The organism is Castellaniella defragrans (genome assembly GCF_014203015.1).
GTDB lineage: Bacteria > Pseudomonadota > Gammaproteobacteria > Burkholderiales > Burkholderiaceae_B > Castellaniella > Castellaniella defragrans.
The window spans coordinates 78305-102457 of the sequence record NZ_JACHIB010000006.1 but is presented as its reverse complement, the minus strand read 5'-3'; the positions used below and the strand labels follow the sequence as shown (position 1 = coordinate 102457).

Annotated in this window: 20 protein-coding genes; 9 read left to right on the top strand and 11 right to left on the bottom strand. The window is 70.3% G+C overall.

Annotated elements, in window-relative coordinates; genetic code table 11:
- Positions 1-36 precede the first annotated feature (36 nt).
- Positions 37-576 carry a 4-hydroxylaminobenzoate lyase gene (locus HNR28_RS06390; RefSeq protein WP_151025044.1) on the bottom strand — a complete coding sequence of 180 codons (540 nt, stop codon included), beginning with the start codon at positions 574-576 and terminating at the stop codon, positions 37-39.
- 304 nt (positions 577-880) lie between these two features.
- On the opposite strand from HNR28_RS06390, the gene boxC reads away from it, so the two are divergent.
- The 3 genes from boxC to boxA are packed head-to-tail and all read left to right on the top strand — an operon-like array spanning position 881 to position 5336.
- On the top strand, positions 881-2542 hold the full coding sequence (gene boxC / locus HNR28_RS06385) for a 2,3-epoxybenzoyl-CoA dihydrolase (protein ID WP_151025043.1): 1662 nt from the start codon (positions 881-883) through the stop codon (positions 2540-2542).
- Positions 2543-2575: 33 nt separating this feature from the next.
- Complete coding sequence (gene boxB / locus HNR28_RS06380; protein ID WP_151025042.1) at positions 2576-4003, top strand: benzoyl-CoA 2,3-epoxidase subunit BoxB; 1428 nt, start codon at positions 2576-2578, stop codon at positions 4001-4003.
- Positions 4004-4058: 55 nt separating this feature from the next.
- Positions 4059-5336, top strand: coding sequence for a benzoyl-CoA 2,3-epoxidase subunit BoxA (boxA, locus tag HNR28_RS06375; RefSeq protein WP_151025041.1), 1278 nt, complete (start codon positions 4059-4061; stop codon positions 5334-5336).
- Between the two features lie 136 nt (positions 5337-5472).
- On the opposite strand, the gene HNR28_RS06370 is transcribed toward boxA, so the two are convergent.
- Positions 5473-6381, bottom strand: a complete 909-nt coding sequence (locus tag HNR28_RS06370) for a helix-turn-helix transcriptional regulator (protein ID WP_151025495.1) — start codon at positions 6379-6381, stop codon at positions 5473-5475.
- 181 nt (positions 6382-6562) lie between these two features.
- Here HNR28_RS06370 and HNR28_RS06365 point away from each other — a divergent pair, with 181 nt between their 5' ends.
- The gene (locus tag HNR28_RS06365; protein WP_043684084.1) at positions 6563-7015 is read left to right on the top strand and encodes a MaoC family dehydratase; all 453 of its coding nucleotides are present in this window, start codon (positions 6563-6565) and stop codon (positions 7013-7015) included.
- 69 nt (positions 7016-7084) lie between these two features.
- On the opposite strand, the gene purU is transcribed toward HNR28_RS06365, so the two are convergent.
- The 4 genes from purU to HNR28_RS06345 all read right to left on the bottom strand — a co-directional run bounded on the left by purU (position 7085) and on the right by HNR28_RS06345 (position 9829).
- The gene (gene purU / locus HNR28_RS06360; protein ID WP_151025496.1) at positions 7085-7933 is read right to left on the bottom strand and encodes a formyltetrahydrofolate deformylase; all 849 of its coding nucleotides are present in this window, start codon (positions 7931-7933) and stop codon (positions 7085-7087) included.
- Positions 7934-7994: 61 nt separating this feature from the next.
- Positions 7995-8525 carry a flavin reductase family protein gene (locus HNR28_RS06355; protein ID WP_151025497.1) on the bottom strand — a complete coding sequence of 177 codons (531 nt, stop codon included), beginning with the start codon at positions 8523-8525 and terminating at the stop codon, positions 7995-7997.
- A gap of 7 nt (positions 8526-8532) precedes the next feature.
- The gene (gene pdxH, locus HNR28_RS06350) at positions 8533-9165 is read right to left on the bottom strand and encodes a pyridoxamine 5'-phosphate oxidase (protein ID WP_043684079.1); all 633 of its coding nucleotides are present in this window, start codon (positions 9163-9165) and stop codon (positions 8533-8535) included.
- 25 nt (positions 9166-9190) lie between these two features.
- Positions 9191-9829, bottom strand: coding sequence for a gamma-glutamylcyclotransferase (locus HNR28_RS06345; RefSeq protein ID WP_151025498.1), 639 nt, complete (start codon positions 9827-9829; stop codon positions 9191-9193).
- Positions 9830-10014: 185 nt separating this feature from the next.
- Here HNR28_RS06345 and HNR28_RS06340 point away from each other — a divergent pair, with 185 nt between their 5' ends.
- A complete protein-coding gene (locus tag HNR28_RS06340) occupies positions 10015-10947 on the top strand; it encodes a tRNA threonylcarbamoyladenosine dehydratase (protein WP_184142610.1) in 933 nt (310 codons plus the stop codon).
- Positions 10948-10954: 7 nt separating this feature from the next.
- Here HNR28_RS06340 and HNR28_RS18115 read toward each other — a convergent pair whose 3' ends face one another.
- The 4 genes from HNR28_RS18115 to uvrA all read right to left on the bottom strand — a co-directional run bounded on the left by HNR28_RS18115 (position 10955) and on the right by uvrA (position 19335).
- The gene (locus tag HNR28_RS18115) at positions 10955-11359 is read right to left on the bottom strand and encodes a coiled-coil domain-containing protein (protein WP_151025529.1); all 405 of its coding nucleotides are present in this window, start codon (positions 11357-11359) and stop codon (positions 10955-10957) included.
- A 142-nt stretch (positions 11360-11501) separates the two neighbouring features.
- The gene (locus tag HNR28_RS06330; protein WP_221291618.1) at positions 11502-12215 is read right to left on the bottom strand and encodes an aminotransferase class IV; all 714 of its coding nucleotides are present in this window, start codon (positions 12213-12215) and stop codon (positions 11502-11504) included.
- Positions 12216-12370: 155 nt separating this feature from the next.
- A complete protein-coding gene (pabB, locus tag HNR28_RS06325; protein ID WP_249043923.1) occupies positions 12371-13660 on the bottom strand; it encodes an aminodeoxychorismate synthase component I in 1290 nt (429 codons plus the stop codon).
- Positions 13657-19335: an excinuclease ABC subunit UvrA gene (gene uvrA / locus HNR28_RS06315; RefSeq protein WP_184142607.1), complete on the bottom strand. Its 5679-nt coding sequence runs from the start codon at positions 19333-19335 to the stop codon at positions 13657-13659. Before uvrA ends, pabB begins: the two co-directional genes overlap by 4 nt.
- Positions 19336-19545: 210 nt before the next feature.
- Here uvrA and HNR28_RS06310 point away from each other — a divergent pair, with 210 nt between their 5' ends.
- The 3 genes from HNR28_RS06310 to HNR28_RS06305 all read left to right on the top strand — a co-directional run bounded on the left by HNR28_RS06310 (position 19546) and on the right by HNR28_RS06305 (position 21499).
- A complete protein-coding gene (locus HNR28_RS06310) occupies positions 19546-20106 on the top strand; it encodes a YceI family protein (protein WP_151024877.1) in 561 nt (186 codons plus the stop codon).
- Between the two features lie 173 nt (positions 20107-20279).
- The gene (locus HNR28_RS18670; protein ID WP_003803595.1) at positions 20280-20408 is read left to right on the top strand and encodes a hypothetical protein; all 129 of its coding nucleotides are present in this window, start codon (positions 20280-20282) and stop codon (positions 20406-20408) included.
- A 128-nt stretch (positions 20409-20536) separates the two neighbouring features.
- The gene (locus tag HNR28_RS06305) at positions 20537-21499 is read left to right on the top strand and encodes a glycosyltransferase family 2 protein (RefSeq protein ID WP_043684075.1); all 963 of its coding nucleotides are present in this window, start codon (positions 20537-20539) and stop codon (positions 21497-21499) included.
- A gap of 124 nt (positions 21500-21623) precedes the next feature.
- On the opposite strand, the gene HNR28_RS06300 is transcribed toward HNR28_RS06305, so the two are convergent.
- Complete coding sequence (locus tag HNR28_RS06300; RefSeq protein ID WP_151024876.1) at positions 21624-22133, bottom strand: hypothetical protein; 510 nt, start codon at positions 22131-22133, stop codon at positions 21624-21626.
- Positions 22134-22318: 185 nt separating this feature from the next.
- On the opposite strand from HNR28_RS06300, the gene ettA reads away from it, so the two are divergent.
- Positions 22319-23992 (top strand): energy-dependent translational throttle protein EttA, encoded by a 1674-nt coding sequence (gene ettA / locus HNR28_RS06295; RefSeq protein WP_151024875.1) that lies wholly within the window; start codon positions 22319-22321, stop codon positions 23990-23992.
- Positions 23993-24153 lie beyond the last annotated feature (161 nt).

The following is a 24153-nucleotide window of genomic DNA, read 5'->3' as shown; positions in this document are numbered from 1 at the left end:
TGGGGAGGTGTCGGGTGGGGAGGGCCCTGGAGAGGGTCAGTGGAAGTCGATCTGCCCCTGGGGCAGGAGGTAGAGCACGAAGGCCTCGCCCGAGGACACCGTGGGGCGGTGGACCGAATCCGGCCCGTAGACCAGCCAGCCGGCGGGATGGCCGTCGAACCGCGCCGGCCCGGACGGCCCGGATACGGGCAGGATCAGGTCGATCTCGCCGAGAGGATGGCGGTGGCGCGGGCCGGCGATGTCCTTCATGAGCACGATGTCCACCGAGAAGCCGCCCAGGGCCTGGTCGGGCGGGATGACCCGGCCGTAGCGGATGCCGCCGTGCTCGCGCGGGCAGATCCAGCCTTCGCGCAGACCCGCGCGGCAGAGGTCCAGCACCTGCGCGTAAAGCGGGCCGTCGGCCGGGAAGCGCCGGTTCAGCCGTTCGCCCAGGGCGGCGTCCAGGGGTCGCGCGCCGATGAAGTCGGTGACGGGGCGGATCAGGCGGTGCAGGGCCGCGACGCCCCCGTCCGTACCCGTATCCGTCGGGCCCGTATCCGGGTCCCTGCTCGTATCCGTGCTCGTGTCGCTGCTCATGTCCATGTCCGGTTCGTCGTGCGGTTCGTTGTGCGGGATGGATCAAACTTAAAATTTTTATTTTTCGCTGTCAAGCAATATAGTGCATATCTGGATCGAGTCTAGGGTTTTCCTTGATGGGATTATGTTGCATATCCAGGGGCAGGGTGCCTCTGGGGTGGATGGAGCTGCATGTATACGGCAGGAAAAAGCGAGGTGTCCCACGCTTCTTGACTCCGATCAAAACATGCAATATGATGCAAAAAACTGGACATGATGAATTATTTTTCATGTCACCGATTCATGGATTTATGGAGACTGCATCATGACGAACGCCGCGTCCCGCATCGAATTCCGCACCGACCCCAGCCAGTACCGGCACTGGGTCCTGTCGTTCGATGGACCCGTCGCGACCCTGGCCATGGACGTGGCCGAAGACGGCGGGCTGAAGCCCGGCTACAAGCTGAAGCTCAATTCCTACGACCTGGGCGTGGACATCGAGCTGCACGACGCCCTGCAGCGGATCCGCTTCGAGCATCCGGAAGTCGGCGCCGTCGTGATCACCAGCCTGAAGGACCGGATCTTCTGCTCGGGCGCCAACATCTTCATGCTGGGCCTGTCCTCGCATGCCTGGAAGGTCAATTTCTGCAAGTTCACCAACGAGACGCGCAACGGCATCGAGGATTCCAGCCGCCATGGCGGGCCGAAGTTCCTCGCGGCGCTCAACGGCGCCTGCGCCGGCGGCGGCTACGAGCTCGCCCTGGCGTGCGACGAGATCCTGCTGATCGACGACAACTCCTCGTCGGTCTCGCTGCCGGAGGTGCCCCTGCTGGGCGTGCTGCCCGGCACCGGCGGCCTGACGCGCGTCACCGACAAGCGCAAGGTCCGCCACGACCATGCCGACATCTTCTGCACCCTCGTCGAGGGCGTCCGCGGCCAGCGCGCCAAGGCCTGGCGGCTGGTCGACGACCTGGTCAAGCCGGCCCGCTTCCATGAGGAAGTCGGCCAGCGCGCGCGCGCGCTGGCCGCCGGCAGCGACCGGCCGGCCGGCGGGAAGGGGGTGCCGCTGACGCCGCTGGCGCGCGCGGACGGGCCCGACAGCCTCGGCTATCGCCATGTCGAGGTGCGGATCGACCGCGCGCAGCGCGTCGCCTACTGGCTGCTGCGCGGCCCCGAGGCCGGCACGCCCGACAGCATCGAGGGCATCCTGGCGCAGGGCGCCGACTGGTGGCCGCTGGCGTTCGCCCGCGAACTGGACGACGCGATCCTGCAGCTGAGGACCAACGAGCCCGACATCGGCACCTGGGTGTTCCGCAGCGCGGGCGACCCGGAGCGCGTCCGCGCGGTCGACGAGGTGCTGCAGCGCTTCGCCGGCGGGCACTGGTTCGTCCGCGAGACCCTGGGCATGCTGCGGCGCACGCTGGCGCGGCTGGACGTCACGTCCCGCTCCCTGTTCGCCCTGATCGAGCCCGGCTCGTGCTTCGTGGGCACCCTGCTGGAAGTGGCCCTGGCCTGCGACCGCAGCTACATGCTGGACGACCCCGACGCCGACGCGCCGGCGTCGGTCGGCGTGACCACGCTGAACTTCGGCCACTACCCCATGGTGAGCGGCCAGGGCCGCCTGCGGGCGCGCTTCCATGGCGAGCAGGCGCCGCTGGAGGCCGTGCGCGGCCAGGCCGGCGCGCCGCTGTCCGCCGCGCAGGCCGAGGCGCTGGGCCTGGTCACCTTCGCCGTGGACAGCCTGGATTGGGAAAGCGAGATCCGGCTGCTGGTCGAGGAGCGGGCCGCGCTGTCGCCCGACGCCCTCACCGGGCTGGAGGCCAATCTGCGCTTCGGCGGCGAGGAATCCATGGAGACCCGCGTGTTCGGCCGCCTGACGGCCTGGCAGAACTGGATCTTCTATCGCCCGAACGCCTCGGGAGACAAAGGCGCATTGAAGCTGTACGGCAAGGGCGAGAAGGCGGATTTCGACTGGAACCGCGTCTGACCCAGGCCTTTCCCCCATCCAAGGAGACACCTCATGTCCGGCATCAACTATTCCGACAAAATCCCCAACAACGTCAACCTGTCCGAGGACCGCGTCCTGCAGCGCGCCCTGGAGCACTGGCAGCCCAACTACCTCAACTGGTGGCAGACCATGGGCCCGGAAAACTCCCAGACCGCCGACGTCTACCTGCGCACGGCGGTCAGCGTGAAGCCCGACGGCTGGGCGCATTTCGACTACGTCAAGATGCCGGACTACCGTTGGGGCATCTTCCTCACCCCGCGCGACGGCGAGCGCAAGGCCCACTTCGGCGACAACATCGGCAAGGACGTCTGGCAGGAGGTCCCGGGCGAGCACCGGGCGAACCTGCGCCGGATCATCGTGACCCAGGGGGACACCGAGCCGGCCTCGGTCGAGCAGCAGCGCCACCTGGGCCTGACCGCGCCGTCGCTCTACGACCTGCGCAACCTGTTCCAGGTGAACGTCGAGGAAGGGCGCCACCTCTGGGCCATGGTGTACCTGCTGCACCGCTATTTCGGCCGCGACGGACGGGAAGAGGGCGACGCCCTGCTGCAGCGCAATTCCGGCAGCGAGGACAGCCCGCGCATCCTCGGCGCCTTCAACGAGAAGACGCCCGACTGGCTCGCCTTCTACATGTTCACCTACTTCACCGACCGGGACGGGAAGTTCCAGCTCTGCGCCCTGGCGGAATCCTGCTTCGACCCCCTGGCGCGCACGACCCGCTTCATGCTGACGGAGGAGGCGCACCACATGTTCGTGGGCGAGTCCGGCGTGTCGCGCATCGTCCAGCGGACGGCCGAGGTCATGAACCAGCTCAAGACCGACGACCCGGCCACCCTGCGCGCCGCGGGCGTGATCGACCTGCCGACCATCCAGCGCTACCTGAACTTCCATTTCAGCGTCACGATCGACCTGTTCGGCGCCGACCAGTCCTCCAATGCGGCCATGTACTACAGCGCGGGCCTGAAGGGGCGCTTCGAGGAAGGCAAGCGCACCGACGACCACCAGCTGAAGAACGACGCCTACCGCATCCTTTCGGTCGCCGACGGCCAGCTGCGGGAAATCGAGGTGCCAATGCTCAACGCCCTGAACGAGGTGCTGCGCGACGACTACATCCGCGACGCCGCCAGCGGCGTCGCCCGCTGGAACAAGGTGCTGGAGAAGCACGGCATCGAATTCCGCCTCCGGATCCCCCACAAGGCCTTCAACCGCAAGATCGGCGCGCTCGCGGACGTGCGCGTGTCTCCCGAGGGCCAGGTCCTCACCGAGGAGCAGTGGCGCCTGCACCAGAACGAGTGGCTGGCGACCGACGAGGACCGCGCCTTCGTGGCCTCGCTGATGGGGCGGGTGACGGTGCCCGGCCAGTTCGCCAACTGGATCGCGCCGCCGGTCATCGGCATCAACCGCCAGCCGGTCGATTTCGAGTACGTGCGCTTCAACTGACCGCCGCCGGGCCGCCCGCGTGGCGGGCGGCCCCCATCCAATCGGGAGAATCATCATGACGGTAGCGACCCGAGCGTCGGTCATGAAACAACATCTGATCGATCCGGAAATCTGCATCCGCTGCAATTCCTGCGAGGAAGCCTGTCCCATCGACGCCATCACCCACGACGCCAGCAACTACGTCGTGCGGCCGGACGTCTGCCGCAGCTGCATGGCCTGCCTGCCGGTGTGCCCCACGGGCGCGATCGACAACTGGATCCGGGTGCTGGCCGACGAGGCCTATCCGATCGAAGAGCAGTTCGGCTGGAGCGCCCTGCCCGAGGAGCGGCCCCTGCCCGAAGGGCTGGAGGAAGACGCCGCTGACGAGGACGGCGCGCAGGCGGCGCGCGCGGCGGACGGCGCGGGGCAGGCCGCGGAGGAATCCGTGCTGGACGGCACGCCCTCGACCTCGGCGGGTTCCAGCGTGCCGCCCTGGTCCGCCGCCCATCCCTACGTCAACCTGTACACGCACCAGCACGCCGCCACGGCGACCGTGGTGGGCAACTACCGGATCACCGAGGACAGCGCGGAAAGCGACATCCATCACATCGTGCTGGATTTCGGCCGGCTGCCCTTTCCCGTCCTGGAAGGGCAGTCCGTCGCCATCTTCCCGCCCGGCGAGGACGCCCGCGGGCGGCCCTATCACGCGCGGCAGTATTCCATCGCCAGCCCCCGGGACGGCGAGCGGCCGCGCTACAACAACCTGTCGATCACGGTCAAGCGCGTCACCCGGGACTACGACGGCCGCGCGGTGCGCGGCGTGTGCTCGAACTATCTCTGCGACCTGCGCCGGGGCGACAGCGTGCGGGTCATCGGGCCCCTGGGCAGCACCTTCCTGATGCCGAACCTGGCGGAGGCCAATCTGCTGATGATCTGCACCGGCACCGGCTCGGCCCCCATGCGCGCCATGACCGAACGCTGCCGCCGCCTGGCCCGGACCGACGAATACCGCGGCCGGCTGATGCTGTTCTTCGGCGCCCGGACGCAGCGGGAGCTGCCGTATTTCGGGCCGCTGATGCGGCTGCCCAAGGATTTCATCGACATCAACCTGGCCCTGTCGCGCGAACCCGGCCAGCCGAAGCGCTACGTCCAGGACCTGCTGCGCGAACGCGCCGAGGACGTCTGGGCGCTGCTGCAGCAGCCCGAGACGCACATCTACGTCTGCGGCCTCAAGGGCATGGAGCTGGGCTCCCTGGACGCGCTCAGGAGCGTGGTCGAGGCCGGCGGGCAGCGCTGGCCGGACGTGCACGCCGAGCTGAAGGCGCAGGGCCGCCTGCATTTCGAGACCTACTGAGTCCGGCGCCGGGATCGGCGCCGGCGGCCCGCACCGGCGGCCCGCGCCGGCGGCCTGTGCCGGCAAGAGCGCGCGGCCGGCGCGGCCCAGCGCGCTGCCCGGTGCTCCCGGGCGCTTGCGCGCCTCCCGCGCCGCCTCAGAGCGGCGTGGCCAGGAGATGGGGGTCGATGGCCGTGCGGACGGTCTGGCGCAGGAGCTGGAAGGTCTGGCGCAGGGGCTGTTCGCTGGTGTTGATGTGGAATTCGGCCTTGGAATAGAACGCTGCCCGCCCCGCCAGGATGTTCTTCAGGTCCTGCATCGCCTCGGGATTGGCCGACATGGGGCGCAGGTCGCCCTGGGCGATCACCCGCTTCATGTGGTCCTCGGGCGTGGCCTTCAGCCAGACGGTGGTGCAGTAGGACAGCAGCAGGTTGAAGGTCGAGGGCTCGGACACCAGGCCGCCCGGCGTGGCGATCACGGCTTCGGAATAGATCTGCAGGGCTTCTTCCAGCGCGCGGCGTTCGTAGCGGCGGTAGGCGTTCATGCCGTAGAGCGACTGGATCTCGGCCACGCTGCAGCCAGCGAATTTCTCGATTTCCCGGCTCAGCTCGACGAACGAGAAGCCCAGGTCGCTGGCCAGCATCTTGCCCAGCGTCGACTTGCCCGCGCCCCGCAGGCCGATCAGGGCGATCCGGGAGCTGCGCTGGGCGTTTTCGCCGCCCGTGCCCAGCAGTTCGCCGATGGCGATGCGCACGTTGCGCAGGACGGTCTCGTCCTTGGATTCGAGCAGTTCGCGGATCAGCAGCCATTCCGGGCTGGACGTGGTCACGTCGCCGATGAGTTCGGCCAGCGTGCAGCGCAGCGCCTGCGAGATCTGCAGCAGGACCAGGATGGAGACGTTGCCCACGCCGCTTTCGAGATTGGCGAGGTGGCGCTCGGACACGTTGGAGGCGAGCGCCGTCGCCTTGCGGGTGAGCCCCCGGCGCGCCCGCAAGGCGCGCACGCGCTCGCCCAGGGCGACCAGGAAGGCATGGCGTGAGGTTTCGTTTTCGGGACTGTCGCGCATGGGACGGGGGAGGGGCCGGCCTGGGGCGGATGGCCCGTGCCGACCGGCTTCAGCGTTGACTTAATGTATTATAGTGCCTAATTTGAAATAAGATAGCACTGGAAAGGCATTTTATTTCATCACAGAAACGCCGCCGATAAAGTCGATTATATTGGGGCCTTCTTTCAATCGGGCGGCTGCCATGAAATTCAAGGAATTTGAACCCGGCGTAGTGGTCCATCACGGTCCGGTCACCGTGAACGAGGCCGAGATGCTGGCCTTTTCCCGCGCCTACGACCCCCAGTGGTTCCACGTCGATCCCGAGCGCGCCCGCCAGGGCCGCTGGGGCGGCCTGATCGCCAGCGGCTGGATGACCTGTGGCCTGGCCATGCGCATGGCCGTGGAATCCGCCCTGCACGATTCCGAATCGTTCGGCTCGCCGGGCCTGGATCGTCTGCGCTGGATGCACCCGGTGCGCCCGGGCGACCAGCTGCGCCTGGAGGCCACGGTGGATTCCAAGCGCGTGTCGTCCACGCGCGAGGACCTGGGCATCATCCGCTGGACCTGGCGCCTGTTCAACCAGGACGGCATCCAGGTGCTGGAAGTCGAGGCGACCAGCCTGTTCGAGCTGGAAGTGCCGTCCGGCAAGGCCTGAGCCGGGCCGGCCGCGCGCCGCCCCGCGGCCGCCGGGAGGCCCGCCCGGCGGGGCTCGGCGGAACACCCCTCAGCGGAACACCACCGTGCGCCGGCCGTTCAGCAGGATGCGGTGCTCGACGTGCCAGCGCACGGCGCGCGACAGCACCACGGATTCGATGTCGCTGCCGATGCGCGTCAGGTCGGCGGGGCCCATGGCGTGGTCCACGCGTTCGATGTCCTGTTCGATGATGGGGCCTTCGTCCAGATCCTCGGTCACGTAGTGGGCCGTCGCGCCGATCAGCTTCACGCCGCGCGCGTGCGCCTGGTAGTAGGGCCGCGCGCCCTTGAAGCCGGGCAGGAAACTGTGGTGGATGTTGATGGCGCGGCCCTGCAGGGCGCGGCACAACGCCGGCGACAGGATCTGCATGTAGCGCGCCAGCACCACCAGGTCCACCCGTTCGCGCTCGACCAGTTCCAGGATCCGCGCCTCCTGCGCGGCGCGGGTGCCGGCCGTCACCGGCAGGTGGTGGAAGGGCAGGCCGTGGGATTCGGCCAGCGCGCGGAAATCCGGATGGTTCGAGACCACGGCGGCCACCTCGGCGGGCATCTGTCCGCCGCTCACCCGGAACAGCAGGTCGTTCAGGCAGTGCCCCTGGCGGCTGACCAGCACCAGCAGCCGGGCCTTGCGGGCCGCGTCGTGGAACTGGCACTGCATCTCGAAGCGTTCGGCGATGCCGGCGAAATCGGCGGCCAGGGCTTCGACCGGCTCGGCGGCGGGCAGGGCGAAGTGGACGCGCAGGAAGAAGTGCGTCGAATCCGGATCGCCGAACTGCTGGGCATGGACGATGTTGCCGTGGTGCGTCAGCAGCCAGCCGCTGACGGTGTGGACGATGCCCATGCGGTCGGGGCAGGCGAGGGTCAGGATGTAGTTGTGCATGGCGTGGATGGGAGACGGTGCGCGATGTCGGCCCGTTCGCCGGGAGGAAGCGGGAGTGGATTCAGTTGCGGGACAGGGGTTCGCTGCCCGGCGTCAGCTCGAAGTCGCCCGCGTGGTAGATCAGCGGCGAGAGCAGCTGGCGGTGGCAGTGTTCCACCTGGCCGACGAAGATCGTGTGGTCGCCGGCCTCGTGGCGCTGGGTGTTGTGGCACTCGAACCAGGCGGCGCAGCGGCTGTCGGCCAGCATCAGGGTGCCGTTGGGCGCGCGTTCCAGTTCCAGGCCGCTGAAGCGTTCCGCTTGCGGACCCCGCGCGAAGCGGCGCGCCAGGTCCACCTGGCCGGCCGACAGCACGTGGATGACGTAGCGGTCCAGCGCGCGGAAGGCCGCCAGCGAGGCGGCCGTGTGCGTCAGCGTCCACAGCACCATCGGCGGCTCCAGCGAGACCGAGCTGAAGGAGCTGATCGTCAGCCCCAGGGGGGCGCCGGTCTCGGGGTGCTCCGCCGTGATCACGGTGACCCCGGTGGGGAACCGGCCCAGGGCCGAGCGGAAGAACAGGGCCGGGAAATCGGCGGGCGTAGGCTGCGAGCGCATGGGGATTTCAGGGCGCGATGCGGCCGAGCGCCCAGTCGCCTTCGGCGTCGCGGGCGTAGACCAGCCGGTCGTGCAGGCGCGAAGGGCGGCCCTGCCAGAATTCGACCCGGGTCGCCTCCAGCCGGTAGCCGCCCCAGTGGGGCGGGCGGGCCGGATCGTCGCCCAGTTCCCGGGTCAGTTCGGCCACGCGCCCGGCCAGGGCCTCGTGCGTGATCGGCCGGCTCTGGGGCGAGGCCCAGGCGCCGATGCGCGAGCCCAGGGGGCGGCTGGCGTAGTAGGCGTCCGACTCGGCCGCCGAGACGGGGCTGACGGGGCCTTCGATGCGCACCTGGCGTTCCAGCTCGGGCCAGAAGAACAGCAGCGCGGCCTGGGGATTGGCGGCCAGCTCCAGGCCCTTGCGGGACTGATAGTTGGTGTAGAACACGAAGCCGCGGGCGTCGAAGTCCTTGAGCAGCACGATGCGCGCCGAGGGGCGGCCGGCCGTGTCGGTCGTCGCCAGGGTCATGGCGGTCGGCTCGCGGACCTCGCTGTGCAGGGCCTGCTGGAACCACTGGTCGAACTGGGTGTAGGGGTCGGCGGCGGCGGCGGATTCGAGCAGCTCGAATTTCTGGTAGGTCTGGCGGATATCGGCGATGGACATGGCGTCTGGGTGGGGTGAAAGGGCGTCAGGGGGTGCGGCGCAGGGTGCGCGCGATGGCGCGCAGCCGGCGGTCGGTGATGCCGGCGGCGTCCAGGGCGTCGGCGGTTTGCAGCACGTATTCGGTGCAGGGGCCGTAGCGCCCGTGCCCCTGGCGCACGATGGCGACGATCCGGTCGAGGGACAGGCCCGTCACGTAGCCCGCGTCGCGGCGGTCCATGGTGAACACCAGGCCCGGGACCGGACCGGCGGCCGTGTGGCAGTTCAGCCAGCGCGGGATGTAGGATGCGCTGGGCATCTCGCGCTCCCACAGGGCGCCCAGGATCTCCGGGACCCGCGGCCCGGCGATGCGGTAGGCGGTGCCTTCGCAGGAGCCGCCCAGGTCCAGGCCGAACACCAGGCCGGGCCGCTCGGGCGTGCCGCGGTTGATGCGCGACCACAGGCACAGGGCGCGGTGGTAGCCGTGGATGCGCGCGCGGCGGGCTTCCAGGTGATCGAATTCGGGCCGCCAAATGAGCGATCCGTAGCCGAAGACCCACAGGTCGGAGCGGCCGTCCCAGTGCCGCAGGGCCTGCCCGATGGACGCCCGGTGCCAGGCCGCGTCGCGCAGGCGGAAGGCTTCCGGCGGGGGCGGAAGCTGGCTGGCGCGGACGGCGGGCGTGTTCACGGGGGGCGGGCGGCGTTGGAAAAGAAACAATCGGTATTGTAGAGGACTTGCGCGGCGGGGCGGGCCGCGGCCCGGCTAAAATGGGGGATTCTCCCGTCCGGTTCCCGAGTCCGGTTCCCGAGTCCGGTTCCCCTGTTCCGTCTTTTCGGCTTCCCCTTTTTTCCTTTCCCTTTTTCGCCGCCGTGATGTCCGTTGCCCTGCCTGCCGATTCCACCGATGCCGATGCGGACGCCGCGCGCCGTTTCGGCGGCCTCGACCGCCTGTACGGCGACGGTGCCCGGCTGGCGCTGGCGCGGCTGCGCGTGGTGGTGGCCGGCATCGGCGGCGTGGGCGCCTGGTGCGCCGAAGCCCTGGCCCGCTCGGGCGTGGGCGCGCTGACGCTGGTGGACCTGGACCACGTGGCCGAGTCCAACATCAACCGCCAGGTCCATGCCCTGGGCAGCACGCTGGGGCGGGCCAAGGTCGCCGCCATGGCGGAACGCATCGGCGACATCAACCCGGCGTGCCGCGTCGAATGCATCGACGACTTCGTCGGCCTCGGCAACGTGGACGCCATCCTCTCGGGGCCCGCCGGCGTGCTGCTGGATTGCACCGACCAGGTGGCGGCCAAGATCGCCATGATCCTGCGCGCGCGCGCGGCGGGCTGGCCGGTGCTGGTGTGCGGCGGGGCGGGCGGCAAGACCGACCCGCTGGCCCTGCGGGCGGGGGATCTTTCCCTCGCCACGCACGACGCCCTGCTTGGCAGGGTGCGCCAGGAACTGCGCCAGCGCCACGGCTACCCCAAGGGCGGGGCGGCAGGCGGCAAGCCGCGCCGCCGGGTGCCGCGCATGGGGGTGCACTGCCTGTGGTTCGACCAGCCGGTCGTGCTGCCCGCGGCCTGGCAGCGGACCGCCGCCGGGCCGGCCGGTGCCGGCCCGGACAGCGGGGCCGGGGCGCCGGCGGGCGCGCCGGGCGCCGTGTCCGCACCCATGCCTGCGCCGCTCGCGGCGCCGCAGGGCCTGTCCTGCGCGGGCTACGGCTCCGCCGTGGCGATCACCGCCACCATGGGCATGGCGGCGGCCGACTGGGCCGTGCGCCAGGGGCTGGCGCAGGATGCAAAGGACCGTCCGGCGAAATAGGGTGGCGTCAGAATAGCTTGCTGATGGCCACGCCGAGCGTCATGAGTCCGAAACCGGCGCCGATGACCCATTTGGTCTGAGTATTGAGCGCTTCGAGGATGTCCGCGCGCGTCGCGGTGTGCTCCAGGAGGACGGAATGCCGGATCAGGTGTTCTTCGACCTTCTGCAGCCGGTGTTCGACCTTGTCCAGGCGTTCCTCGATCTTGTCCAGACGTTCTTCGACCTTGTCGAGGCGTTCCTCGACCTTTTCCAGACGTTCTTCGACCCTGTCCAGACGTTCCTCGATCCTGTCCAGGCGTTTCTCGACCTTGTCCAGACGTTCTTCGACCTTGTCGAGGCGCACCCGGATTCCGCCGAACTGTTCGTTCGTCGAGATCATGGCGGTTTCGAGGGCCTGGAGACGGGGTTCCATGGCCTCATTATCCGGACCTTCAATTTTTCCGGCAAGCCTTTGGGCATGCGTGGATCGATAGTGCGGATTTCCCATGCCGGCTTCCTTCCGTCGTCGTCGAGCGGTTCTGGAAAGGCAGCCTATCAGTTTTTCCCGGCGCTATTCACGCGGGTGTGACGATTCTGGCCTCCAGCCAGCCGCGCAGGGCGTTCGACACCCGCAGCGCCCGAGCCTGGCGCAGGTCGGCGAGGCTCAGGCGGGCTTCGCGCGCGAGGCCCGCGTCCAGCAGGGCCTGGCGGCGCACGCCGGGCAGCAGGCCGCTGGCCAGGGGCGGGGTCAGCCAGGCGCCGGCCGCGTCCCGCACGTAGACGGTGCTGCGGCTGCCTTCGCACAGGTCCCCGGCGGCGTTGCCGAAGATCAGGTCGAAGTGGTCCGGATGGGTGTGCAGCCAGCGCTGCGCCGCCGCGAAGCGGGGGCGGTGGGTGGTCTTGTGCCGCAGCCAGGGATCGCCGGCGGCCAGCACGGCGTCCGGTCCCAGGACGTCCGCCGCCAGGGCGATGCGCACGGGCTCGGGAGTCGGCGGCAGCGGCGCGGATTCCAGGGACAGCCGGCCATCGGCCGCCAGCAGCAGGCGCAGGCGGCGGGCGGTGCCCGGCGCATCCGCCGGGGCATCGATCGCTGCCGGGGCCTCGGCCGCCGGATCGCCCGCTTCTGGTGGCCGGGCCCGCCGCCCTTCGAGCGCCAGCGCCTGGATCCGCGCGGCCAGCCAGCCGTCCAGGGCGGATGCGTCCAGGGGGTAGCCCAGGGCCCGGGCCGAGGCCAGCAGCCGCGCGCGGTGGCCGGGCCAGAGCGCGATGCGGTCCCGCTCCAGGCGCATGGTCTCGATCAGATCGGGGGCGATCCGCCGGATCTCGGCCGCGGGGAGGATGGGCAGGTCTGCGGCCGCGGAGGGTTCGGGCAGATTTGCGGCCGCGGGGGGCGCGGACGGGTGGAGGTTCGCAGGAGGGACGGCCGGGTCTGCGGCCGTAAGGTTCATTCCGGATTCAGGACGCGGGCTTTCCACAGGCATTCCTCCCATTCCTCGGCGGCCCGGGAATCGTATACGATGCCGCCGCCCACGCCGAACTCGGCCCGGCCGCCGCGCAGTTCGATGGTGCGGATGGCGACGTTGAGGGAAAAATCCCCGTCGGGCGCCAGCCAGCCCACGCTGCCGCAGTAGATGCCGCGGCGGCGCGCCTCCAGTGCGCGGATGGCCCGCATGGCGGCGATCTTCGGCGCCCCGGTCACGGAGCCGCAGGGAAACAGGGCGCGCAGCACCTCGGCCAGCGGCGCGTCCGGCGCCTCGGCCTCCACGGTGGAGGTCAGCGTCCAGACCGAGGGGTAGGCCTCCAGGCTGAACAGGGCCGGCACGCGCACGCTGCCCGGCACGGCGATGCGGCCCAGGTCGTTGCGCAGCAGGTCCACGATCATCAGGTTCTCCGCGCGGTTCTTGACGCTGCGCTGCAGGGCCTCGGCGGCCTGCCGGTCCCAGGCCGGGTCGGCATGGCGCGGGGCGGTGCCCTTCATCGGCCGCACGCGCAGGCGCGCGCCCTCGCGGGCCACGAACAGCTCGGGCGACAGCGACAGCACCCAGCGCTCGCCGTCGCGCACGCAGGCGGCGTGGGCCACGGGGTGCCGCTCGGCCAGCCAGGCGTAGGCCCGCGCGGGGTCCAGGCCCGCCGGCCAGTCCAGCCGCAGCGGCAGGGTGTAGTTGATCTGGTAGTAGTCGCCCCGGGCGATGCCGGCGCGCACGGCCTCGATGGCCTGCGCATGGCGTGCGCGCGACACGCCCGGCCGCGGGTCCGGCCGCCAGGGCAGGCCGCGGGCGTCGGCCAGACCGTCCGGCACGCGGCCGCCGTCCGGTCTTTGCATGCCATCCGCGCCGCCCGCCGAACCCGGCCTTTCCGTCCTGCCCGCTGCATCCGTCCGGTCCGCCGGGCCCGCCGAGTCCGGTCCCTCCTCCCCCCTGCAGGCGCCCCATGCCGCGCGGGCGTGCACCAGCGCCGTCAGGCGGGGCAGCGCATCGCGCGCGCCGGCGTCCGCCGGATCCGCGGCCCCCGGCTCCAGCCATTCGCCCAGTTCGTAGTCCAGCAGCAGGGCCACCCAATGGCCCGCCCGCCGGGCGGATTCGATGGCGTCCCAGGCGGCGGGCAGTTCGTCGCGGCGGTGGACGGCGATGCGCGCCACCGGATCGAGCAGCCGCAGCGAGCGGCCGGCCAGCCGGTCCTCGAACAGGCAGGTGGAGGGCTCCGGCCCGGCGGCCGGAGAACCGCGCGGGGTCACCGGGCCTCCAGGGCGCCGGGCGCTCGCCGCGGCGCCAGGAATTCCGCCAGGATGCGCCCGGTGTGGGTGCGGCCCGCGCAGAGCTGCTCGGGGCTGCCCTGGGCCACCACGCGGCCGCCTTCGTCGCCGCCCTCGGGGCCCAGGTCCACGATCCAGTCGGCCTCGGCGATGACGTCCAGGTTGTGCTCGATGACCACCACGGTGTGGCCGGCATCCACCAGCCGGTGCAGCACGCGGATCAGCTTCTCCACGTCCGCCGTGGACAGGCCCACGGTGGGCTCGTCCAGCACGTACAGGGTGTGCGGGACGCGCGAGGCGCGGCCGGTGCGCAGCACGCCTTCGTCCAGGTGGGCCTTGGTCAGCTCGGTGACCAGCTTGATGCGTTGCGCCTCGCCGCCCGACAGCGTGGGCGAGGGCTGGCCCAGCGTCAGGTAGCCCAGCCCCACGTCCTGCATCAGCTGCAGGGCGCGGGCGATGCGGCGGTGCGCGGAGAAATGGCCGATGGCGTCGTCGACTTCCATGCGCAGCACGTCGCCCGCGCTGCGGCCGTTCCATTGCACGCCCAGGGTCTCCTGGTTGAAGCGCGCGCCGTGGCAGGCGTCGCATGGCACCTTCACGTCGGGCAGGAAGCTCATCTCGATGGTGCGCATGCCCTGGCCCTCGCATTCCGGGCAGCGGCCGTCGCCGGTGTTGAAGGAGAAGCGCGAACCCGTCCAGCCGCGCAGCCGCGATTCGCGCGTGCCGGCGTAGAGCTTGCGGATGTCGTCCCAGAAGCCCACGTAGGTGGCCGGGCAGGACCGGGGCGTCTTGCCGATGGGGGTCTGGTCGACCTCCAGCACCCGGTCGATGGCCTCCCAGCCGCGGATCGTCCGGCAGCCCTGCCAGGACGAGCCCGTCGCCTGGCCGCCGACGCGGCGGGCGAGGTTGTCCAGCAGCACATCGCGCGCCAGGGTGGATTTGCCCGAGCCCGACACGCCGGTGACGACGCTCAGCCGGCCCAGGGGGATGCGCGCATTGGCCTGGCGCAGATTGTGCAGGCTGGCGTCCACGATCTCCAGGCCGGGCGTGCCGGCCTCGACGGCGCGGCGGCCGTTCATGGGGTGGACCAGGGGCTCGCGCAGGTAGCGTCCGGTGACCGAGGCCGGGTTGCGGGCGATGTCCTCGACCGTGCCCTGGGCCACCACCATGCCGCCGCGCACGCCGGCGCCCGGGCCGATGTCGATCACGTGGCCGGCGCGGCGGATGGTGTCCTCGTCGTGCTCGACCACCACCAGGGTGTTGCCGTTGCCTTCCAGCCGGGTCAGCGCGTCCAGCAGGATGCGGTTGTCGCGCGGGTGCAGGCCGATGGTGGGCTCGTCCAGCACGTAGCACACGCCCTGCAGGTTGGAGCCCAGCTGCGCGGCCAGGCGGATGCGCTGGGCCTCGCCGCCCGACAGGGTGGGCGCGGCGCGGTCCAGGGCCAGGTAGCCCAGCCCCACGTCCATCATGAAGTCCAGGCGGCCGCGGATCTCTGTGAAGATGTCGCGCGCGATCTCGGCCTCGCGCCCCTGGGCGCCCAGGCCGAGGAAGAAGCGCTGGGCGTCGCTGACCGGCATCGAGGCCAGCTCCGCGATCGAGCGGCCGCGCCAGCGGAAGGCCCGCGCCACGCGGTTCAGGCGCTGGCCCTGGCACTGGGAGCAGGGCTGCGGCAGGCCGGTGGCCTCGTCCAGCCAGACGGATTCCTCGCCGGTCTGGTCCTCGGTGAAGCCGGTGAGCTGCAGGCCGGTGCCGTAGCAGCCCGGGCACCAGCCGTGGCGCGAGTTGTAGGAGAACAGGCGCGGATCGGGCTCCGGGAAGCTGGTGCCGCAGTTCGGGCAGGCGCGCTTGATGGAAAACGTCAGCAGGCGCGGATCGGGGGCCAGGCCGGCGGCGCGGCGCGCCTCGATCGTGGCCGGGCCGGGCGCGGTCAGGCCGGCCAGCACGCGGAAGCTGCCGTGGCCCAGCGCCAGCGCGGCGCGCACGGCCTCGCGCAGGCCGGCCTCGTCGCGCACGTCCACGATCAGGTCGCTCACCGGCAGCTCGATGGTGTGCTCCTGGTAGCGGTCCAGGCGCGGCCAGGGGCTGACCGGGATGAATTCGCCGTCCACCCGCAGATGGGTGTGGCCGTGCGAGGCCGCCCATTTCGCCAGGTCGGTGTAGTAGCCCTTGCGCGCCACCACCAGCGGCGCCAGCAGGCCGACGTGCTCGCCCGCGTGGTCGCGCAGCAGCTGCGCCACGATCTGCTCCGGCGTCTGCGGCGCCACGGGGACGTCGCAGTCCGGGCACATCTGGGTGCCCAGGCGCACGTACAGCAGGCGCAGGAAGTGGTGGATCTCCGTCATGGTGGCGACGGTGGACTTGCGTCCGCCCCGGCTGGTGCGCTGCTCGATGGCGACGGTGGGCGGGATGCCGTAGATCGCGTCCACGTCCGGCTTGCCGGCCGGCTGCACGATGGCGCGCGCGTAGGCGTTCAGGGATTCCAGGTAGCGCCGCTGGCCTTCGTTGAAGAGGATGTCGAAGGCCAGGGTAGACTTGCCCGAGCCCGACACGCCGGTGATGACCGTGAAGGCGTCGCGCGGGATGTGCACGTCGATGCCTTTCAGGTTGTGCTCGCGGGCGTTGAGGATGTGGATGTCGGGGCTGGCCGACGCCGCCGGCAGGCGCGGCGCGGGTTCGCGCAGGATCAGGGCCGGATGGTCGGCCTGCCGCGCATAGTCCGACAGCGCCCGGCCGGTGTGCGAATCCGGGTGGCGCATCAGGTCGTCCGGCGTGCCCTCGGCGACGATGCGGCCGCCCTGGTCGCCGCCTTCCGGCCCCAGGTCCACGACCCAGTCGGCGGCGCGGATCACGTCCAGGTTGTGCTCGATGATCAGCAGCGAATGGCCGGCGGCCAGCAGCTTGCGGAAGGCCCGCATCAGGCGGGCGATGTCGTCGAAGTGCAGGCCGGTGGTGGGTTCGTCGAACAGCAGCAGGCTGCCCTTGAGCACCCCCTGGGGCGCCCGCGAGCGCGCCGCCTCGGCCAGGTGGCCGGCCAGCTTCAGGCGCTGGGCCTCGCCGCCCGACAGGGTGGGCACCGGCTGGCCCAGGCGTACGTATTCCAGGCCCACGTCGGCCAGGGGCGCCAGGCCCCACTGCACGTCGCGCAGGCCCTTGAAGAACTCCAGCGCCTCGCTCACGGTCATGTCCAGGACCTCGTCGATCGAGGCGCTGCGGCCCAGGTGCTCGATGCGCACTTCCAGGACCTGAGGGCGGAAGCGGCGGCCGTCGCAGTCCGGGCAGCGCAGGTACACGTCCGACAGGAACTGCATTTCCACGTGCTCGAAGCCGGTGCCGCCGCAGCCGGGGCAGCGGCCGTCGCCGGTGTTGAAGCTGAAGGTGCCGGCCGTGTAGCCGCGTTCCTGCGCCAGGGGCGCGGCGGCGAACAGCTTGCGGATGGCGTCGAAGGCGCCCACGTAGCTGGCGGGGTTGGAGCGCGCCGTCTTGCCGATGGGCGTCTGGTCCACCATCACCACGTCGGCGATGCGTTCCGCGCCCAGCAGGGCGGCGTATTCGCCGGGCGCCTCGGTGGCGCGGCCCAGGCGCTTCAGCAGCGCGGGATAGAGCACGTCCTGCACCAGGGTGGACTTGCCCGAGCCGGACACGCCGGTCAGGCACACCAGCCGGCCCAGCGGCAGGGAAAAGTCGATGCCCTGCAGGTTGTTGGCGCGGGCGCCCTGCAGCAGCAGGCGCGGGGTGCCGTCCTGTACCGGCAGGGGGCGCGGCGCCTCGATGCGCATCCGCCCGCCGAAGTAGCGGCCCGTCAGCGTGTCGGCCGCGGCCAGCTCGGCCGGCGTGCCGTCGAAGACGATGTGCCCGCCGCGCTCGCCCGGCCCGGGGCCGATGTCGAGGATGCGGTCGGCGGCGACCATGACCTGCGGATCGTGCTCCACCACGACCAGGGTGTTGCCGTGGTCGCGCAGGCGGTGCATGACCTGGACGATGCGGTGGATGTCGCGCGGGTGCAGGCCGATGGACGGCTCGTCCAGCACGAACAGCGTGTTCACCAGGGACGTGCCCAGCGCGGTGGTGAGGTTGATGCGCTGGACCTCGCCGCCCGAGAGGGTGCGGCTCTGCCGGTCCAGCGACAGGTAGCCCAGGCCCACGTCGCACAGGAAGCGCAGGCGGGCGCGGACTTCGTCCAGCAGCTCGGTCAGGGCGTCGTCCAGCGAGCGGCCCAGTTCGATGCGGTCGAACCAGTCGCGCACCCGCTCGATGGGCAGGCGCATCAGGTCGTGCAGGCCCAGGCCGGGCAGGGCCGCCAGCTGCTCCGGCGTCCAGCGCGCGTGCGGCGGCAGGAAACGCGGCGCGCCGGGGATCGGCTCGCGGTCCTGCCCCAGGCGCCACAGCGTGGCGTCGGGCTTGAGCCGCGCGCCCTTGCAATGCGGGCAGGGCGTGTAGCTGCGGTACTTGGACAGCAGCACCCGCACGTGCATCTTGTAGGCGCGCGATTCCAGCCAGTCGAAGAAGCGCTGCGCGCCGTACCACTGGTGCTTCCAGGCGGACGGCCCGCCCTTCCAGTCGGGCGCGCCGCCGATCACCCAGCCGCGCTCCGCGTCCGTCAGGTCGCGCCAGGGCACGTCCAGGCGCACGCCCGCCTTGGGCGCGTAGCGTTCCATCTCGACCTGGCATTCCTTGTAGCTGGCGGTCTGCCAGGGCTTGATCGCCCCGTCGCGCAGGCTGCGGGTTTCGTCCGGCACGACCAGGCCGTAGTCGATGCCCATCACCCGGCCGAAGCCCCGGCAGTGCTCGCAGGCGCCCAGCGGCGAGTTGAAGGAGAAGGTGCTGGGCAGCGGGGCGCCGTAGTCGATGTCGCACTGCGCGCAGTGCAGGCCGGCGCTGAAGCGCCATTCCTCCTCGCCCTCGTCGAACAGGGCGTGGACGCTGAGCCGGCCGTTGCCCTGGCGCAGGGCGGTTTCCAGGGCCTCGTCCACGCGCGCCGATTCGGCGCTGCCCAGGCGGAAGCGGTCCTGCACGACGTGCAGCACGCGGCGGCCGGCGGCGTCCGCCTTGCGCCGCGCGCCGGCGGGCTTGCCGGCCGGCGCTTCGATGGCGCCGGGCGCCGGCTCGTCCTGGCGGTGGATGCGCGTGTAGCCCTGCTGCTCCAGGAAGCCGCGCACCTCGTCCTCGGTGAAGTTGGCGGGCACCGAGACCGGGAAGGTGACGACCAGACGGGGATCGCGGGCGGCACACAGGCCGTCCAGCTGGCGCCGGATGCTGGCGGGGTCGTCGCTTTTCACCAGCCGGGCACAGTTGCGGCAATGCAGGTGGCCGGCGCGCGCGTAAAGCAGCTTCAGGTGGTCGTTGAGCTCCGTCATGGTGCCCACCGTGCTGCGCGAATTGCGCACCGGGTTGACCTGGTCGATGGCGATGGCCGGCAGGATGCCTTCGATGCGCTCGACCTGGGGCTTGTCCATGCGGTCCAGGAACTGGCGCGCGTAGGGCGAGAACGTCTCGACGTAGCGGCGCTGGCCTTCGGCGTAGAGGGTGTCGAAGGCCAGCGAACTCTTGCCGGATCCGGATACGCCGGTCACCACCAGGAGTTCCCCGGTGCGGATCGTCAGATCCAGGTTCTTCAGGTTGTTCTGGCGGGCGCCGAAGATGCGGATGGGTGCGTTCATCCCGCCATCATAATCCGGCGCGCCGCGTCCTTGCGATGCGCGCGGTAGGGTCATGTGACGGGTGCCGCGCCCCGGCCGGCGCAAGCCGTCCGGCTTGATCCGCATCAGAAGTCGGGACGGCGGAAGGGCCCGCCGGCGCCGTCCCATTCTTACAATCGACTGAATGAAGCCGGGCCCGTCCCGGTCCTTCTGGAAAACCGGAGAATCGCCATGAAACGCCTGCTTGCCCTGTCCCTGCTCTGTGCCGCCCCCGTCCTCGTCCAGGCGGCCGACTATAAGACCGACGCGGACCACACCTTCGTCTATTTCGAGGTCCTGCACAACGGCACGTCCACGGTGCGCGGCCGTTTCGACACGGTCGAGGGCGACGTCGCCTTCGACCGCGAGGCCAGGACGGGCCAGGCGAAGATCCGCGTCGACATGAAGTCGATCAGCACCGGCTCCAAGGGCTTCGACGAACACCTGCTGGGCGGCGACTTCTTCCAGGCCGACCAGCACCCCGAGGCCCGTTTCGAGTCCACCGCCTTCCTCTTCGAGGGCGACCTGGTGCGGGCCGTGGAAGGCAACCTGACCCTGCTGGGGCAGACCCACCCGGTCAAGCTGAACGCCGTGCGCTTCAACTGCTACCAGAACAAGCGCCTGAACCGCGAAGTCTGCGGCGGCGATTTCCGCACCGAACTCAAGCGCAGCCAGTGGGGCATGGGGTTCGGCCTGCCGGGCATCCCCGACACCGTGCGCCTGCAGATCGAGATCGAAGGCGTGCGCCAGTAGATCGAAGGCGTGCGCCCGCGGGCGGCCGCGGGACCCGAGGGGCGGCGGAGCCGGCATCCGCCGGCGCCCCTTGCGCGCATCCGGGCGATCCGGCGAGCGGTGAAATTTTGCTAAAATAGCGTGTTTTGCTTTCAAGCCCGGCCTTCAAGCCCGCCTTACACCAGGAGATCCACATGGCAGAAATCAAACGCACGCGGCGCAACACGCTGGAGCGCCGTTGCCTTGGCAAGGCGTTCAAGCGCCTGTTCGTGCGCGCGCCCAAGGGCGTTTTCAAGATGCTCGAAAAGGTCAAGCGCGTCTGATCGTTCGACGCTGGCCAGCCGTATTGTTTATATACAATTCGGCATAAGGGAAACCACGGACCGGACGGCCCGTGGTTTTTTTTGTCCGCTATCATGGGGCAGATCGGAAACTGGAGGAACCTTCCGGCATGGCTTGCTGGCGCCATCTGTTTTCCGTCGTCACCCCCACCCACAACCGCGCGCACACGCTCGAACGCGTCTACCGCTCGCTGAGGGAACAGTCCTTCCAGGATTTTGAATGGGTGGTCGTGGACGACGGCTCGACGGATGCCACCCGGACCCTGGTCCAGGGATGGCAGCAGGAAGCCAGCTTTCCGATCCGTTACGTCTGGCAACCCAATCAACACAAGAAAACAGCTTTCAACACCGGGGTGCGCCACGCCCAGGGCGAATGGCTGGTGGCCATCGACAGCGACGACGAGCTCGATCCCAACGCCCTCTACCACATGGCCGGCGTCTGGGAGCAGATCCCGCCTGCCCAGCGCGGGCGCTACGTGGCGATCACCGGCCTGTGCACGCGGCCCGACGGCCGCGTGGTGGGCGACATGTATCCCCGCGACGTGATGGACGTGTCTTCGCTGGACATGACCTTCCGCTACCACGTCCGGGGCGAGAAATTCGGCTGTCTGCGTACGGACGTGCTGCGCCAGTTCCCCTTTCCCGAGGACATCCCCGGCTTCGTGCCCGAAAGCCTGGTCTGGCGCGCGATCGCCCGCGCCGGCTACCTGACCCGCTTCGTCAACCAGGTGTTCCGCGTGTATCACGACGAGAAGGACAGCCTGTCGCGCCAGGGGCGCACGGCCGACAGCGGCCGCCACGCGCTGGGCCTGTGGCTGCTGGCGCACGATACGGTGGAATACTGTCTGGACTGGTTCCGCTACCAGCCGGCCGCGTTCTTCGGCGCGGCGATCCGCTACACCCGCTTCGGCCTGCACCTGCGCGCGCAGCGCGTGGCGCGTCCCGCCGGCCGGCGCCTGAGCCGCTGGGCGTCGCGCCTGCTGGTGGCCGCCATGTGGCCCGTGGGCGCGGCGCTGTACCTGCGCGACCGCCTGCGCGACGCGGCGCGGGCCAAGCACCCGGTGACGACCTGACGGTCATTGGCGCGGGCGGCCCGGGGCGGATTCGCCTCCCGGCGCGGCCGCCGGCCCGCCCGCCGGCCCGGAGGATCGTCCTGGATGATCGTCCTGGATGGCCCCGGGTGGCCCGCCCAGCTGCTCAGCGGTCCGTGGGGGTGCCGCCGGGGTCCTCGCCCTCCTGGCCCTCGCCGTCCTTGTCTTCTTCTTCGTCCCCTTCGTCGTCTGCTTCCTCGCCCTCGTCCTCCGGCGCCTCGGCTTCGCGCAGGTCGAAGGGCAGCAGGTCCGTCAGCGTGTCGGTCCAGGCGACTTCCTCGCCCTGGGCGTCCACCTTGATGTAGCGCACGCCTTCCAGGTCCGACAGCTGGACGGCCCAGAGGAATTCGCAGTCCACCGGCTGGCCGTCGCTCAGGTCCAGGCCGCCGCTGCTGCCCAGGAAGCGCGCCCCCGGGCCGCCCGCCTGGACGCGGGGCTTGTCCTCGTCCGCGTCGTCGGGGGCCAGCGGCAGGGCGAACAGCGCCCATTCGTAGCCTTCGCCGGGCTCGGCCACGATTTCGGCGATCACGGGCTTGCCCAGATAAGCGCACAGCGCGTCGGCCGTGCGGCCCAGCAGGTCGGCCTCGGCCGGGGTGAATGCGAGGGGAGGGGTCATGACGGGAAACGGGGGCGGATGGCTGATGGGGGCATTGTACGGCCCGGGCGCCGGGCGGACGCATCCGGGCCCGCGCGGCGGCTGCGGGGCACCTCCATCCGCCCCGTCCCGTCCGCCGCCCGTCCGGCCTACAATCGAAGCTTTGCGCGGCCGAATCCTTCGCTGCGCCCTTACACGGTCGAGACATGGCACAGTACGTCTATTCCATGAACCGGGTCGGCAAGATCGTGCCGCCCAAACGCCAGATCCTGCGGGACATCTCCCTGTCCTTCTTCCCCGGCGCCAAGATCGGGGTCCTGGGCCTGAACGGCTCGGGCAAGTCCACCCTTCTGAAGATCATGGCCGGCGTCGACAAGGACATCGAAGGCGAAGCCGTCCCCATGGCGGGCCTGCGCATCGGCTACCTGCCGCAGGAACCGCAGCTCGAGCCCGCCCACACCGTCCGCCAGTCCGTCGAGGCTGGCCTGGGCGAAGTCTTCGAGGCGCGCAAGCGGCTCGACGAGGTCTATGCCGCCTACGCCGAGCCCGACGCCGATTTCGACGCCCTGGCCGCCGAGCAGGCCGAGCTGGAAGCCGTCATCGCGGCGGCCGCCACCAGCGGCAGCGACGACATCGAGACGCAGATGGAAATCGCCGCCGACGCCCTGCGCCTGCCGCCCTGGGACGCCGTGGTCGGCAACCTGTCCGGCGGCGAGAAGCGCCGCGTGGCCCTGTGCCGCCTGCTGCTGTCCAAGCCCGACATGCTGCTGCTGGACGAGCCCACCAACCACCTGGACGCCGAATCGGTCGAATGGCTGGAAATCTTCCTGCGCCAGTTCCCCGGCACCGTCGTCGCCGTCACCCACGACCGCTACTTCCTCGACAACGCGGCCGAATGGATCCTGGAACTGGACCGCGGCCATGGCATCCCCTGGAAGGGCAACTACAGCTCCTGGCTCGAACAGAAGGAAGACCGCCTCAAGCAGGAAGAAGCCGCCGAATCCGCCCGCCAGCGCACCATCAAGAAAGAGCTGGAATGGGTGCGGCAGAATCCCAAGGGCCGCCAGGCCAAGGCCAAGGCGCGCCTGGCGCGCTTCGAGGAACTGTCCTCGCACGAATACCAGAAGCGCAACGAGACCCAGGAAATCTTCATCCCCGTGGCCGAGCGCCTGGGCAACGAGGTCATCGAGTTCCGCAACGTCTCCAAGTCCTTCGGCGACCGCGTGCTGATCGACGACCTCAGCTTCAAGGTGCCGCCGGGCGCCATCGTCGGCATCATCGGCCCCAACGGCGCGGGGAAATCCACGCTGTTCCGCATGATCGCCGGCCAGGAGACCCCGGACGCCGGCGAGGTGGTCCTGGGCCAGACCGTGAAGCTGGCCTACGTGGACCAGTCGCGCGATTCCCTGCCCGACGACAAGACCGTCTTCGACGCCATCTCCGACGGCGCCGACCTGCTCACCGTGGGCCGTTTCGAGATGCCCGCGCGCGCCTACCTGGGCCGCTTCAACTTCAAGGGCGCGGACCAGAACAAGCACGTCGGCAAGCTCTCCGGCGGCGAACGCGGCCGCCTGCATCTGGCCAAGACCCTGATCGCGGGCGGCAACGTGCTGCTGCTGGACGAGCCGTCCAACGACCTGGACGTGGAAACCCTGCGCGCCCTGGAGGACGCGCTGCTGGAATTCGCCGGCTGCGTGCTGGTGATCAGCCACGACCGCTGGTTCCTGGACCGCATCGCCACCCACATCCTGGCCTTCGAGGGCGACTCGCAGGTGGTGTTCTTCGACGGCAACTACCAGGAATACGAGGCCGACAAGAAGGCCCGCCTGGGCGAGGAGGCCGCCCGCCCGCGCCGCCTGCGCTACAAGGCCCTGAAATAATAGGATGAGACCGGACATGGAATGGTCCCTGCGGACCATTCCATGCCTGTCGAATCCGACCGGCTTGCAAGCCGGGAGGTGGGGGAGACCGGACACGGAATGGTCCCTGCGGACCATTCCGTGCCTGTCGAATCCGACCGGCCTGCAAGCCGGGAGGTGGG

What these genes read in the sequence shown, in the direction of transcription:
- HNR28_RS06390 (WP_151025044.1), bottom strand. Translation starts at nt 576, where the DNA reads ATGAGCAGCGACACGAGCACGGATACGAGCAGGGACCCGGATACGGGC.
- boxC (WP_151025043.1), top strand. Translation starts at nt 881, where the DNA reads ATGACGAACGCCGCGTCCCGCATCGAATTCCGCACCGACCCCAGCCAG.
- boxB (WP_151025042.1), top strand. Translation starts at nt 2,576, where the DNA reads ATGTCCGGCATCAACTATTCCGACAAAATCCCCAACAACGTCAACCTG.
- boxA (WP_151025041.1), top strand. Translation starts at nt 4,059, where the DNA reads ATGACGGTAGCGACCCGAGCGTCGGTCATGAAACAACATCTGATCGAT.
- HNR28_RS06370 (WP_151025495.1), bottom strand. Translation starts at nt 6,381, where the DNA reads ATGCGCGACAGTCCCGAAAACGAAACCTCACGCCATGCCTTCCTGGTC.
- HNR28_RS06365 (WP_043684084.1), top strand. Translation starts at nt 6,563, where the DNA reads ATGAAATTCAAGGAATTTGAACCCGGCGTAGTGGTCCATCACGGTCCG.
- purU (WP_151025496.1), bottom strand. Translation starts at nt 7,933, where the DNA reads ATGCACAACTACATCCTGACCCTCGCCTGCCCCGACCGCATGGGCATC.
- HNR28_RS06355 (WP_151025497.1), bottom strand. Translation starts at nt 8,525, where the DNA reads ATGCGCTCGCAGCCTACGCCCGCCGATTTCCCGGCCCTGTTCTTCCGC.
- pdxH (WP_043684079.1), bottom strand. Translation starts at nt 9,165, where the DNA reads ATGTCCATCGCCGATATCCGCCAGACCTACCAGAAATTCGAGCTGCTC.
- HNR28_RS06340 (WP_184142610.1), top strand. Translation starts at nt 10,015, where the DNA reads ATGTCCGTTGCCCTGCCTGCCGATTCCACCGATGCCGATGCGGACGCC.
- HNR28_RS18115 (WP_151025529.1), bottom strand. Translation starts at nt 11,359, where the DNA reads ATGGAACCCCGTCTCCAGGCCCTCGAAACCGCCATGATCTCGACGAAC.
- HNR28_RS06330 (WP_221291618.1), bottom strand. Translation starts at nt 12,215, where the DNA reads ATGCGCCTGGAGCGGGACCGCATCGCGCTCTGGCCCGGCCACCGCGCG.
- uvrA (WP_184142607.1), bottom strand. Translation starts at nt 19,335, where the DNA reads ATGAACGCACCCATCCGCATCTTCGGCGCCCGCCAGAACAACCTGAAG.
- HNR28_RS06310 (WP_151024877.1), top strand. Translation starts at nt 19,546, where the DNA reads ATGAAACGCCTGCTTGCCCTGTCCCTGCTCTGTGCCGCCCCCGTCCTC.
- HNR28_RS18670 (WP_003803595.1), top strand. Translation starts at nt 20,280, where the DNA reads ATGGCAGAAATCAAACGCACGCGGCGCAACACGCTGGAGCGCCGTTGC.
- HNR28_RS06305 (WP_043684075.1), top strand. Translation starts at nt 20,537, where the DNA reads ATGGCTTGCTGGCGCCATCTGTTTTCCGTCGTCACCCCCACCCACAAC.
- HNR28_RS06300 (WP_151024876.1), bottom strand. Translation starts at nt 22,133, where the DNA reads ATGACCCCTCCCCTCGCATTCACCCCGGCCGAGGCCGACCTGCTGGGC.
- ettA (WP_151024875.1), top strand. Translation starts at nt 22,319, where the DNA reads ATGGCACAGTACGTCTATTCCATGAACCGGGTCGGCAAGATCGTGCCG.